This is a genomic window from Pleomorphochaeta sp. DL1XJH-081, from assembly GCF_049310885.1.
Taxonomy (GTDB): domain Bacteria; phylum Spirochaetota; class Spirochaetia; order Sphaerochaetales; family Sphaerochaetaceae; genus CAYZJV01.
In genome coordinates, this window is sequence record NZ_JBMDYO010000007.1 from 1 (window position 1) to 13,243 (window position 13,243).

General features: G+C 49.4%; 12 protein-coding genes. 6 read left to right on the forward strand and 6 right to left on the reverse strand.

Features of this window, described 5'->3' with window-relative positions:
* The 6 genes from ACODJP_RS10955 to ACODJP_RS10980 form a co-directional block, all read left to right on the forward strand.
* The coding region (locus ACODJP_RS10955) for a hypothetical protein (protein WP_422481435.1) at positions 1-1,167 on the forward strand (1,167 nt) is incomplete at its 5' end.
* Positions 1,168-1,178: 11 nt separating this feature from the next.
* Entirely contained in the window at positions 1,179-1,493 is a 315-nt protein-coding gene (locus tag ACODJP_RS10960; RefSeq protein WP_014271408.1) for a hypothetical protein, read from the forward strand.
* Positions 1,494-1,775: 282 nt separating this feature from the next.
* On the forward strand, positions 1,776-2,072 hold the full coding sequence (locus tag ACODJP_RS10965; protein WP_422481438.1) for a hypothetical protein: 297 nt from the start codon (positions 1,776-1,778) through the stop codon (positions 2,070-2,072).
* Positions 2,073-2,141: 69 nt separating this feature from the next.
* Positions 2,142-3,410 (forward strand): radical SAM protein, encoded by a 1,269-nt coding sequence (locus ACODJP_RS10970; protein ID WP_014271406.1) that lies wholly within the window; start codon positions 2,142-2,144, stop codon positions 3,408-3,410.
* 99 nt (positions 3,411-3,509) lie between these two features.
* Entirely contained in the window at positions 3,510-3,992 is a 483-nt protein-coding gene (locus ACODJP_RS10975) for a hypothetical protein (protein WP_041384707.1), read from the forward strand.
* On the forward strand, positions 3,989-4,153 hold the full coding sequence (locus ACODJP_RS10980; protein WP_321308237.1) for a hypothetical protein: 165 nt from the start codon (positions 3,989-3,991) through the stop codon (positions 4,151-4,153). Before ACODJP_RS10975 ends, ACODJP_RS10980 begins: the two co-directional genes overlap by 4 nt.
* Before the next feature lie 185 nt (positions 4,154-4,338).
* Here ACODJP_RS10980 and ACODJP_RS10985 read toward each other — a convergent pair whose 3' ends face one another.
* From ACODJP_RS10985 to hflK (ACODJP_RS11010), 6 genes are all read right to left on the reverse strand, one after another.
* Entirely contained in the window at positions 4,339-5,718 is a 1,380-nt protein-coding gene (locus ACODJP_RS10985; RefSeq protein ID WP_014271405.1) for an ATP-binding protein, read from the reverse strand.
* Entirely contained in the window at positions 5,715-6,422 is a 708-nt protein-coding gene (locus ACODJP_RS10990; protein WP_050805780.1) for a response regulator transcription factor, read from the reverse strand. The genes ACODJP_RS10985 and ACODJP_RS10990 overlap by 4 nt, the downstream gene beginning before the upstream one ends.
* 380 nt (positions 6,423-6,802) lie before the next feature.
* Complete coding sequence (locus tag ACODJP_RS10995; protein WP_014271403.1) at positions 6,803-8,929, reverse strand: peptidylprolyl isomerase; 2,127 nt, start codon at positions 8,927-8,929, stop codon at positions 6,803-6,805.
* 15 nt (positions 8,930-8,944) lie between these two features.
* Positions 8,945-10,114 carry an FtsH protease activity modulator HflK gene (hflK, locus tag ACODJP_RS11000; RefSeq protein WP_014271402.1) on the reverse strand — a complete coding sequence of 390 codons (1,170 nt, stop codon included), beginning with the start codon at positions 10,112-10,114 and terminating at the stop codon, positions 8,945-8,947.
* A gap of 23 nt (positions 10,115-10,137) precedes the next feature.
* Positions 10,138-11,034, reverse strand: a complete 897-nt coding sequence (gene hflC, locus ACODJP_RS11005; RefSeq protein ID WP_014271401.1) for a protease modulator HflC — start codon at positions 11,032-11,034, stop codon at positions 10,138-10,140.
* Between the two features lie 118 nt (positions 11,035-11,152).
* The gene (hflK, locus tag ACODJP_RS11010; RefSeq protein WP_014271400.1) at positions 11,153-12,667 is read right to left on the reverse strand and encodes an FtsH protease activity modulator HflK; all 1,515 of its coding nucleotides are present in this window, start codon (positions 12,665-12,667) and stop codon (positions 11,153-11,155) included.
* Positions 12,668-13,243: the final 576 nt, after the last annotated feature.

Genomic DNA, 13,243 nt, shown 5'->3' on the forward strand with positions numbered 1-13,243 from the left:
TTCGCCAATGGATACTTTTACGCCCATGTGCTTGGCGGAGGGGCCTCCGATTGGAAACGCTCGACCAACGGAAGCGGATGGGTAGCCGCAGGTTTCACCTGTGCCCATCCATTCCCATCCTACAATAACGATTTCATGAACTCGCGAATCGCATACGGAAACGGCGTCTACATCCAGGTAAGCTATGTCACCCTCTCATCAGCATCGGTGTATCGAAGCACAGACGGGATGAACTGGAGTGCAATCAATATCGCCAGCACGTGCCCCAGCAGCATAGCTTGGGGCAACGGGTTCTTCATCGCCTATGAATACGGCAGTGCGTATTACTATGTCTCGGGCAACGGAGGAACCATCTGGTCCAAACGCTCCCTGGGCTACACGCCCACCAAAATGGGAGCTGCCGTCTATGCCGCCAGTGGAGCCAATCCCGTTTCGACGGGTACCACGCTACAGCGGGTGTTCTACGCCATCGACAGCGCGGGGTATCTCAGTGCCCTAACGCTGGGTGAGGCAACACCCACCTCCTATACGGCCGGGACACTCAGTGCAGCCTACAACTACAGCGCCTATGATGTGGGAGTGAACCTCCTGGATGGGCAGGGGGCAAAGATCAGCAGCCATACCACAGCAAAGGATTATTATGCCGGCACGTTCATCTTCGACGGGACCAACCTTTCTGCAGCTCTAGGCTCGTTCTACTACAAGTTCGCAGGCATCTTCAAAGCTGGCACCCAGGTGGCTGCCGGGGCCTTCGACATGTTCCAAAGCATCGCCATTGCCTGGAGCCGCATCTACAACAGCATCGAAGGACCTGTGGCGAGTCCTGCGATCGTAAGCTGGTCGGGAACCAGTTTGACGATCACCGGTGCCGGGGGAGTTACCTCTCGCATCCGCAGCAACGACCTGTTCTCTGCCCTTTCGATCTCCTTCACCGTGATCGCCGAGGCGAAGGGAGCATATACCAAGGCCCTGTATCCCCAACAAGCCAGCCAATTTGATATCGGCGTGTCCTCGAATCCATATGCGAATGTCCATGCGAACACGTTCCATGGGAATCTGCAAGGGAGCGTGAGTGGGAATGTGAGTGGCAACGTCACCGGTAATGTGACGGGAAATGTGAATACACAAGGCACCGCCAACAAGGTGTGGGGGGCTGTATGGAACTAGGAGGAACAACCATGCAATGCAATGAATGTGGACGGCAGCTGACCAAGCTGCCCTTTATCTTGGACGACAGTGAGATCGCCGACATGCAACTGGCGATCGATAAGATCAATACCGCACAGACCGCCCTGAAGGCTGAGGTGTACGCATCCTACCGATTTGAGCAGGACAGGGACATCTACGCCTACTTCAAGGCTGTCTTCGACGAGATGGCGGAGGGCAGGTTCCTGTATGCCACCTGGGAGCGTCGCGTCCGTAGCCATTACAATTACCCGGAGGGCGAGCTCCTGGTGATCAACGGTGAGTGCTTCGCCCATGAGGAGCCGTGATGGGAACCTATAATGATATCAAAAGCCGCTTCGAGGCGATCCAGGAGGCCTTCCTTGTCAACGGCTACCAGCGCTACGACAACTATTATGTGTTCTCCCCGCCTGCTGGCTTTGCCATCGGCCTTCCCATGAGAGCCTCGGATATGAACTCGATGAAGGATGCTCTGCAGGGTAATACCCGCGCGCTTCTGTACACCACCTACCCCATCTCATCGGTTGCAACGGGGAGCCTGATCAGCGCCAATCTGCTGAGCCAGATCGACCAGTACAAACAGGACATCAATGATCTGCGCGGCTGTGCCAATTGCAGCAATACGTGTACCTCGACGTGCTACAACGGCTGCCACAATTGCACCGGAGGATGTACCAGTTCGTGCACCGGGTGCAGCGGTTGTTCGGGCTGCAGCGGATGTTCGGGCAACTGCTACAGCTGTAAAGGGGGACTGTGGTGTGTTTCGTGCCATGGGTGCAGCGGATGCGGAGGATGTCGCGGCTGTGGTGGATGCACCGGCAATTGCCAAAGTGCCTGCTCGGGCTGTACCTCCTGCAGTACCAACTGCAACGCCAGTTGCAATGTGAACTGCTCGGGTGCATGCAAGAATTCCTGCTCGAGCGGTTGCTCGAACTCATCCCGCATTGGAGGCTGATATGCTCATTCCCTTTAGAGAACCCGGCTTGTTCAACGTGACGCTGAACACCACCGAAGACTGCAACCTCAGGTGCACCTACTGCTATGAGGTGCACAAGAGAAGAAGAACGCTTTCGATGGAGGATGCGAAGGCATTCATCGGCCACATCCTCACCGATCCCGATCCTGCAGGGCTGCTCGATGATCCGGATCCAGTGTTCCGCAAGGCCTACCAGAAAGGGTTGGTTGTGGACTTCATCGGTGGCGACAGCTTCATGGATGTGCCGTTTTTGGATGAGATCTGCTCCTACACGCTGGCCAAGGTGATGACCACCGATACCCCCAATGCCAAAAACTGGCGGGGCAAGCTTCATTTCTCCATTTCCACCAACGGCACGCTCTTTTCCGAGCAGGCCAGGCGGTTCTGCGAGAAATACAAGGACCTCTTGCTGGTGGGCATATCGCTGGATGGCTGTCCTGAGATCCATGACGCAAACCGGGTGTTCTCCGATGGGTCCGGTTCGATGCAGAGCATCATCCGCCATTGGCCGTGGTATAAGAAGACCTTCCCGATCCAGTCGATGCAGACAAAGTCCACCGCAAACCGCCAGAGCATCCCCTACCTTTACGACTCGCTGGTGTATTTGCATGAACAGCTGGGACTGCGGTACATCAACCAGAACTTCATCATGGAGGATACCGGATGCACACAAACCGACTATGATGAGTTGGACCGTCAGATGGAGAAGTGCACCGCCTATGTACTCGAGCATCGCGACGATCTGTTTTGGAGCATGCTCAGCAAGGAGCAATTCGGCTACGCACACCTGTCCACAGGACCTGACTGGGACTGTACCGGCCACTGCGGAAGCGGAGCCATGCCTGCCCTCTCGGTGGACGGTAGGATCTATCCGTGCATCAGATGGCTGCCGCATACCCAAATCGACAAGGCAGAGTTCATCGTCGGGACCGCCAAGGAAGGGTTTACCCACAAGGAGAACTTTCTGAGAGTGCGCGAAGGCGCCTATCGCTCCAATTGCTCACTCGACGAAAAGTGCAGGACCTGCGAGGTGGAGAGTGCCTGTTCATACTGCATCGGAGGTTGCTATTCGGAGTTCGGCGAATTCAGGCGGACGACCTACATCTGCGAGATAACCAAGCTGCTGGTCAAATGGGCCAGACGGTACTGGGACGAGTACAACCGGCTTGAGGGATTGGAACCGATCGACTGGGCTGTTGAAGCAATGGAGAAAGGGAACCGGCATGGGATCCAGAGTATCAAACAATGAACGGCATTGAATATCCAATGCTTGGGACGATATTCTTAGGGATGAAGTAAATTACTCTTTTGCTAGAATCGTCTCTGTTGGAAACTCAGAAAGATCTATATGTCTATCATCGTTTTGAACCTTTTGCTGCGAACTGATCTGGTTTGCAATCTTTTCAATAGTATTAACTGTGAGGACAGCTCTTCCCAATATTTCATTAAGATTGTCTGGCAGTGCAATGAAAAATATGCTGATCGTCACCACAAGTGCAGCTCTCCACACTTGTATGAGGATGCATTGCAAGACATGTTCGTAAAAGCGGTCAACAGTATCATCACTCGTAAGGATGAAATCATAGGAAACTTTGGGAAGCTAACCGAAGAAATCTTCAACACTTCCCAAAATGAAGCACAGCTGGAAGCGGTGAGAGTTGAACGTCGCGAAATTGTCTCACGCATGGAAAAACTCAATACCGAGAATGCCAATGTAGCAATGGACCAGCACACATATCAGGACCGTTTCAAACAACTTAGCAGCGAGTACACCGAGGTCAACAAACATCTGACAAATTTGGAAGGCGCGATACATGAACGGAAGTCTTGAAAGACAAAAACAGAACTGTTTCTCAAGGGTTGAAGAAGCAGGAGGGTGTGGTTACCGAATTCACCGAGCACCTTTGGTATTTCCTTGCCGATCATGCTGTGATCTACAGCAAAGAAGATGTGCGGTTTATTTTCAAGAATGGGATGGAGATCCAAGTATAGATTATACCGTATGAAGACTTGTCGCTTCTTACACCTGTAGTTACTTTAATTACCGTCGCAGAAAAACTGGTTCCACGCGTAACTGTTGTAGGTCTCGTCCTCCGAGGAACTCCAGCAAGACCAAAATCAGAAAACCCGCCCAATCCTGTATCCGTGCTGTATGCCATAATCTATATACTGTTCGACTATTCCTTCTCCCTCAAGGTAGGCAAGCTAATGGTGAAGGTTGTCCCATACCCCAACCTACTCTCAACGCTTACTTCACCAGAGTGTTCGGCGACAAACCACTTGACAATCGAAAGCCCCAACCCGGAGCCCGACGATTTACCGGAACCTTTGTAATATCGGTCGAAGATGTGTGGCAAATCGGCTTCAGCGATGCCTGTTCCAGTATCACTCACGGTGAGTTGGGCCGTCCTTTCATCGGAACACAAAGACAAAACCACCCTACCCGAAGGGTCGGTGTGACGAAGAGCATTATCAACCAGATTTAGGATAACTTGCTTGAGTCTGTCCTTGTCGCCCATCACTTTTGTGGAATCACACCGCTTTAAAACAACCCTTGTTTTGCCTGGCAAGAAAATTAGTTGTTCGTAGACACTCAAAAGGATCTCATCCAACTCGAGCGGTGTTGGTACCATTACCAGACCGGCATCCGCCTGGGCAATTAAAAGAAGGTTTGTCACGAGACGGGTGGTACGGTCAGTCTCTTGTTTAATACCTGCAATAGCCAAATTCCTCCGCTCGGCATTTTGTCCGAAGCGAACCAGAAGATCGGCATTGCCCCTTATGGTCGCCAACGGCGTTCGAAGTTCATGAGCTGTGTCGGCGATGAATCTTCGCTGGTAATCAACTACGGTTTCCAGTCGCTCCATCATCAGATTGAATGCATGCATAAGCTGCCCAATTTCGTCACCAACATTTCGATACTGTAATCTTGCTTTCAGATCGACGGATTCGGAGATAAAAGTCGCAGTTCGTGAAATCTCCACAATAGGCCGTAGACTCAGTTGAAGCAAGAACAAGCTGATTCCAGTTCCCAGTAGGAGGGTTACGACAATCCCAATCATATAAAGAGCTTTCAACCGCAACAGCGTTTCAGTCAATTCCTGAAGTGATTGACCCACTTGTACCACACCCACTGGGATTCCATCCCGAATAATAGGCTGATAATAGAGTCTAATCTGTTGATCGTTTAAAGTAGTCGTTGTGTAGGGTGTATCGCCACCGAGAACTTGGTCAATAACAGCTTGGTCGACTGGGAGACTGTGCGGTCCAATGTTATAAGAGCGAGCAACTACTTCTCCATCGGGTTTTAAAACTTGGACATAAACCCCCAACTGCGTAAAGTCGTCAGTTGCGCTATCTATCATATCAAATCCTCGGTTTGGGACCTCCTGAAGGGCTTCGGATACATGTTCTGCCCTTTCACGCAATGTTTCATCGATTCCAGATTCCATACCTACAGCTAGGAAGCTGTACGAAATGGCCGCAAATGACACCAGTGCTGTTACAAAGAACCCCATTTGCCATATAATCAAACGTTGACGCAATGATAACATCATACTCGGTCGGGTTCCCGTAAGATATAGCCAAGACCGTGAGCTGTCTCTATCATATTCGGAGGGCCAAGTTTTTTTCTAAGCCTGCGAATGTAAACCTCAACGACGTTCGATTCCGGCTCATACTCAAATCCCCAAACATGAGATAATATTGTCTCTCTGGGGACAATCTGCCGGGGGTGTTGAAAGAGCAAGTATAACAGTTCAAACTCCTTTGGTGTCAGTGAAATGGTGATGTCATTTCTTCGAATTCTTCTCTCTTGGGAATAAAGGCTCAAATCACCAAGACATAGTTGATCGCCGTTGGCACCTGTCCTGCGAAGCAGAGCTGAAATTCTTGCAATAAGTTCATCAAACGCAAACGGTTTCGGTAAATAGTCATCTGCGCCTGCATTCAAGCCCAATACACGATCAGATACATTGATACGTGCGGTAAGCATTAAAATGGGCATTTGGTGTCTTTCAAGCCGAAGGGAACGGCATAAACTTATTCCATCCACGTCCGGCAATCCAACGTCGAGAATCACAAGGTCTGGATTACTAAGCAAGATCAGATCCCAACCCTCCTCAGCATTCTGCGCAGCCGTTACTTTGTATCCTTCATAACTCAGGCCTCGACACAAGTAGTCCGCGAATGCAACTTCATCATCTATCACCAATATGCTTGGAACTGTTCCTCGGGCTTTCAAATTTTTCCGCGTTGACATGCAAATAATCATATGTGGGAATGGAACTAATATCAAGCATACTCAATTACCTATCACTGTTATTGAGGCACTAAGGGAACCATTCATAACCAAAATCTGATGCGGCATGTATCTTACCAACCTTCCTTATCAAACTTCCCTAAACCAGGAAAAGATGCTTGAACACACAATCGGTCTGGATAATGATACACCAGTAGAGTCCAAGGTGTAATTGTACCTGTCTATGAACACGATCCCTGCCTCTCGGATTCTGATCATACCCGCCGTCGAGCTCAGTCACTACGTCTCCCTAGAGATCCTTAACGCGGTCAATGATATAATTCAAAGAACAGGAAGGCTAATAGTGCAATCGAATCCAACCGTTCGTGAATATTTAATTTTTACTCATCGAAAGCCGCTTTCAGCTCTTTCTCATAGAACTCGACATCGTACCGCTCCATGAGCTTCGAAGACAGTCTATCGCGAAGCTCCTTATGTTTCTGGGAACGCAAATCCTCATCCAAGAAATGTTTGGCTTCTTCAAATGTAAGTTGTTCTGCTTCGGTCCTGTCCGTAACCTGAATGATATAGATAGCCCCATTCCATTCAAACGGTCGGCTGATTTCTCCAACATCGATCGCCATAACCGATTGGTGGAAACTATGGACTTCCGTTTCCATAAATAGATCAGGACCTTCACCAATCCAGCCCTCCAACAGGCCGCCCTGCTCGGCGGTGGTCTCATCGTCAGAATATTCCCGAGCAACATCGGCAAAATCCGAACCATCTCTGAAGAGACCAGGAACAAGCAATTCGTAGGCTTCCTTTGCACGATCCCACGCACGGCGAGAATCTTCTTCGGACTGGCCTAAATCCACCATGATGAATCGGATTTGGGACTGTGGTGGTCTTACAAGCTTTTCCTTGATTTCCTCATAATATGTCTTGGTCTCTTGTTCAGTCACCTCAATGAGATCGTCAACCTCTTCCTGCTCCATCATTTGGGCAAGTACATCGAGTTGGGCTTCTTCAATGGCAATGGAATCATCGGAATCTGTCAGTTGCCTCGAACTGTCATCCAATAGCAAAAGACGATCGATTAATCGTTCAGCAAGGAGTTTCCACCCTGGTATGCCTTGATACTCCAATGCAAAACTTGTCGGGAGTTCCTTGAATTCCTGCCAGAATTCTCCCACAGTCAGTCGTTGGCCATTAACGGTCAACAAAGTTTGATCGCTCTTTGAATCAAACCATCGGTCCTGTATTTCCGGAAGAATAATAGTCCTTATGGCTGGCTTAGCCTCGGAAAGTGTCAATGTCCGCTGAGGTTCTCTCGAGATCAGGCGAAGAATGTAGAAGGACTCTCCTGCCAGGAACACTTCACTGAACTCTTTGTAATCCAAGTTGTCAAGAACTTCATCGTAACCTGGTGGGTTCTGGCCATTGTTCACAATCAACCCCGATTTTACAGATGTTCCCGATGTCGTACCAATGGCACCCAAGGTCTCACCTGACCGTAAACGAATAAGAATTTGGGAAGCCTTGTTCCTTGCCGCTTCGATATCAGCACCAACGGGTATCCGGATTTCGTCCACCTGTATCCTTGCTGGTACTTGAAATTTCTCCTCATTTTCGGAAAAAAACCTGAGGTAGTCCGACTCGCTAGGTTCTGGTACTTCAAGTAGCTCAAGATTACTGGTGATGCTGGCATTAGTCCTCAAATTATCAATGTAAAGCTTGACAAATTCTCCTTCCCGCTGTGATTGCAGGAACAACCGGATATCATCCTTTGCCTGGGTAAGTGTCAGTTCACCAAAATCTTCCCGATTGGCATCGTAATACGACTGGAGATCCTCCTCACTCACCCCCATCCCCTTCTCGTGCAGAGCTGCATCGATATCTCCAAGGTTGATGTCCTCTTCGATGTGCTCCATCACATGGCGGAAATCTTGTTCTTGCTTAACATCACGTGTCTTCGACCATTGCCGCACCAACTCGTCCGATACCATTTCCTCAACCATCGCACGATAACCTTCAATAGTTTGCAGCTGTTCGTTCAGTTGAGGTTCATTCAGCGCAAGTTCCTCGATGTGCTTTCGTATATCCCCAACAGTTACTTGCCCCCCAACAAAAGTCGCTACGACTCCCGGAGCCGGTGCGCTTTTGCCGAACAACTTCTCACCGAACAACAGCGAAGTGCCAATCAACACCACGATCATCACAACAATCCACCACTTCACTGTATAGCTAACGGAAAACCCTTTTGCACGAATCTTGCTTTCAGCCATCTTATTGGTTTGCTGTTCGCTCAGATCAGACACCTGTGGCGAATCGTCTTCAATATTCTTCTTCGTACGTGTCATCTCAAGTATCTGTGCATCACTTCCATGGACCGGTGGTTCTCCTCCCGCCAGTTGCTCAGGGTTCCGTTGATCACCGTTCTGTCCCGGATGTGTGTTTGATCCATTTACCGGCAATTTTAAAGCAGCCCTAATGTCACGTAATATCTGTCGCCAGCCTTCAATCATGCTTTCGTTCTCCTCTCATCTGTCCAGTTTTGGTGGAAAGGTTGACGTTCTACTTCCATTCAGAATACGCAGATCAATTTTCTCGGATGGCGGAACAACATACGTGTTCACCTTGGGCAGAACCTTCTCCATCTTCTCCAGATACAATCGGAATTTGGTCACATCCTCTCCAAAAATCTTGCTGTTCGTACGATATTGAGCCAGTACGGCATTAAAACTCTGGGCAGCACCTGCGGCTTTATCTTTTTGAGCTTGTGCCGCGCTTTTTGCTTGGGACAGGATGCTCTTCGCCTCGCCCCTTGCTTGTGGGACCACACTGTTGCGGTACCCCTCAGCGTCGTTTACCATCTTATCCTTGTCTTCTCTTGCACTCGAGACATCACGAAACGCGTCGGCTACAACTTCTGGGGGATATGCCTTCTGGAAACTCGTGCTGATGATGCGAATGCCGCTATCATATCCGTCAAGCACGGATTGAGCCTTATCACGCACATCGTTCTGCAATTGCTGTCTTGCAGTTGTCAAGATATCGTCCACTGCTGATCGCCCGCTGAGACCAGCGACCGCCGATCGAACACTATCCCTGACCAACTGGTACGCGGGATAGTCGATATTGAACAGATAAGCAACAGGATCATTGATTTGATACTGGACAATTACCTCAAAGTCGATGATGTTCGTGTCTCCACTTAAAACCTGCAGTTTTCGAGGACCATCAAGGTGAAGCGGATGTTCCTCTGATTCCGATACTCCCACGCTCTCTCGGCGAACCTGTGCGATATTCACAACTGTTTCAGACTCAATGGGCCATGGTAAACGATAATGCAAACCGGCGGGCACATTTGTCGCGATCACCCGGCCAAACCGTTGAACCACTCCTATTTCTCCAGGTTGGACAGTGTATACGCCTGATAGTATGTAAACTAGAATGATCAGCAATATTGCTGCCATTACAATGAATCTAAGGTCCAGATGTTTAAACGCACTCTTCACATCGTCCAATGGTGACAATCCGTCTTCCTGTGATTCAAATCCCTTCCTCACCATTCCACGAACACGATGGATAACCTGACGCAACCTATTCAAGACTGGTTCGGATTTATTTGCGTTCATGTCCTCTGCAACCTGTTTCGAATCTGCTTCGAATTCCGGCGAAGAATCGTTTTTCGAATGTCTGTCATTCATCATGATCTCCTCATTTTACGCTTTCAGGCTCCGGGTCGGACGACTGTGCCATCAGCATCGAGATACTTTAGCAACTCGGAGTCGGAGGGAAGAATGAGCGTCGTTCCCGGTGTAATGACATCGTCATAGGCTTCGAGAGTGCGTAGGAATTGGTAGAATTCCGGATCCTGGCCAAATGCCTCGGCGTAGATTCTAATGGCTTCAGCTTCTCCTTCTCCCCTGATACGTTCTGCCTGCTTCTGGGCTTCAGATAGGATTGTTGTCCGTTCAGCCTCCGCCTCAGCACGGATGACGGTAGCCAGCTCAGTTCCTTCGGATCGTAGCTGCCGAGCGATTCTTTGACGTTCGGCACGCATCCGCTGGAAAACACTCTGTCGGTTCGCCTCTGGGAAATTAAGCATCTTGAGCCTTACATCTGTAACGGAAAATCCGTAAGGTGCCACTCGAAGTGCAACTTGGTTGGTGATCCGTTCTGTCATGGTCGTCAGTTGCATCGATGCGGGATCTGTCGTGACCAGATTTGTCAAGTCATATTGGCTCAGAGCCACCCCCAATTCAGACGACATGATGTCAGAGAGACGGCTATTAGCCCCCGAAGGATCGCGTACACTCGTGAAAAATTTTAGCGGATCGTCAATTTTCCATGTTGTATAGGCTTCGACCAAGATATTCTTCTTATCTTTCGTAAGCAATTCAGTCTCCATTACGTTGTACATCTGCAAGCGCCGGTCCAGTCGGATGACGCTCTGTACGGGAGCAGGCCACTTACCATACAAACCTGGCTCGGTAATCGCCCTGACTGGCTTGCCGAACTGAGTAACAATAACATATTCAGTAGTGTCTACCTGAAACAGTGATAGTCCAACGACAATGACTGAAACTGCAATCAGCGCCGGAATAAGGTAACGAAACACACGCATAACGTTCCTCCTATAATACTTTGGAAGGGCATCAAGTCCCTCCTGGCATCCTTTGAAATGGACAAATGATCCTGATCGAGAGGCAATTAAATTTCCGCAGAGACAATGCTCCTTGACATCATTTCGTTGCCTCAGGATTCGTGAGCCACAACTCGGTACCGTCGGTCCGTACAGTCGGATCGATGATAAATTTGTTGACACTTGGTAGTACTCTCTCGAGCGTCTCGAGATAGAGACGGGTTCGGGTCACACCGGGAGCAACCAGATAGGCTGCCAGTTGAGACTCGAAGCCTGCCGCTTCCCCAATCGCGAAATCGATCTTTCGAGTCTTTTCCGCCCGCGCGGTCTCTATAATACCAACAGCCTGGCCCCGGGCAGACGGGATGACTTCATTTCGGTAGGCCATCGCTTCATTGATGTATGTGCTCCTGTCTTCCCGCGCACTGGATACATCACGGAATGCGTCTGCAACCGAGGAGGGAGGATTAACCGCGAGTAGCTGTACATTTACAATCTTCAACCCAGCCTGATGCTCATCAACCAGCGCCTGGGTTAGATTCTTCGCTTGGTTATTGATCTCCCCCCTTCCGGTGGTTAGAAGCTCATCAACACTTCGCTGCGCGACAATCTGTCGGACGGATGACTCAGCTTCTTGTTCTACAAGCTGCTCGGAGTTCACAACATTAAAAAGGAATGCATTTGGATCCGATACGATGTACTGGACACCCACCTTGACTTCGATCAGGTTGGTGTCTCCGGTAAGCACCAGAGTGTTCTCGGTCTGCAGTTGCCTCACCCGGTCGAGAGCTACCCGGTCCATCCGGCTGACCAACGGCAATCGATAATGCAAACCCGGTCCCACATCAGCAACTACTTGACCAAATTGCCGAACGATACCGCGTTCATCAGGTTGAATGGCATAGACGCCTGATAAGAATATCCCGATTATTAGTGCCCCAATACCGATAGATGCGAAGCGCTTGGTATGGCGCCTCACGCGAGCGATATTATCCTCCTCCAGATTGAGAAGACCACCAGAGAAGAGAGCTTTTATTGCCGATGCTGCTATCTCCCATCCAGATTTGAGGACGAGCAGAATAACAGCAAGTGAGACGATAAGATCCAGGGAACCGAGACCTAGAGCGGAAGCGATCAGACTCGTCACTACCAGTGCTGAAGCGTACATATCCATTCGGGAATGATAGCCACTTGCAATCAGACTTGGAGAATTGGTGGCTTTGCCCACATAATTTTTAAGCCGGGCAATGAAGTAGGTTACCGCAATCGTAAGTAGGGACGTAAGCGCCACCAACCATGGATTGCGCAGTCCGGCTTGCTCGCCTGCAAGAACTACCTCAATGAAAATAGTATACGCCACGTAGAAAATGAATCCTGAGACGACCAAGGCAACGATATTCTCTATTAATCCCACGCGATGACGTCGTTTTGCCTCCCAGCGACCAGCAATCAGACCTGCGAGTACAAAAAGGGAAATGAACACATCACCCATGGAATGCCAAGCACTTGCCCGCAATGCAAAACTGCCGGACCAAATCGCCAGTCCGAACTTTAGGCTAACCAACAATAAATTGGCAACAATGGTAACCAGAATCGTATTCTCTTTTCTGTTCATACCTCACCTCATATACCGTTCGTCAGTTGGAATTGACCCCGGCCTACTCACCCGGCGATTTGCCGTGATTGTCCAGTATTCACACAAGCACATTCATGTCTTTGAACGTTAATGTCTCCATATGAACAAAAAATGAATTTTCAACACATGTTTATCCTTCATAAAATTCTCTCTAGTAAACCAAGGCAATCAGTCAAGTGACTATTGCCACCCTTTTAGGTTGCGGTAGATTCACCGGAGGAGTTAGCGGTAAGTGTTGGTTGATGAAATGTATGCCGCCTGTGGACGCTTCTGGCATGTCTCGTTCCATATTGCCCAATGTATCCGCTACTTTCATAAAGGGGACACAACTGGCTCCTATTCGTCAACGATTGTATCTATTGTTGCCTCGATATAAACGTGACGAATGAAGTCGTGTGGATAATACTATTCTCCGTTCAGCCTCAAACCTTGAAGAATTTTTTGGGGAAACAGCCAAGAGAAGCTTTTGATCTTGAGCAGTAGTCAATTACTTCTACCATCGCAATTGCTGTCTGGGGATATGTAGTCCGGGTCCCAATGCTTGAGCGGTATCCC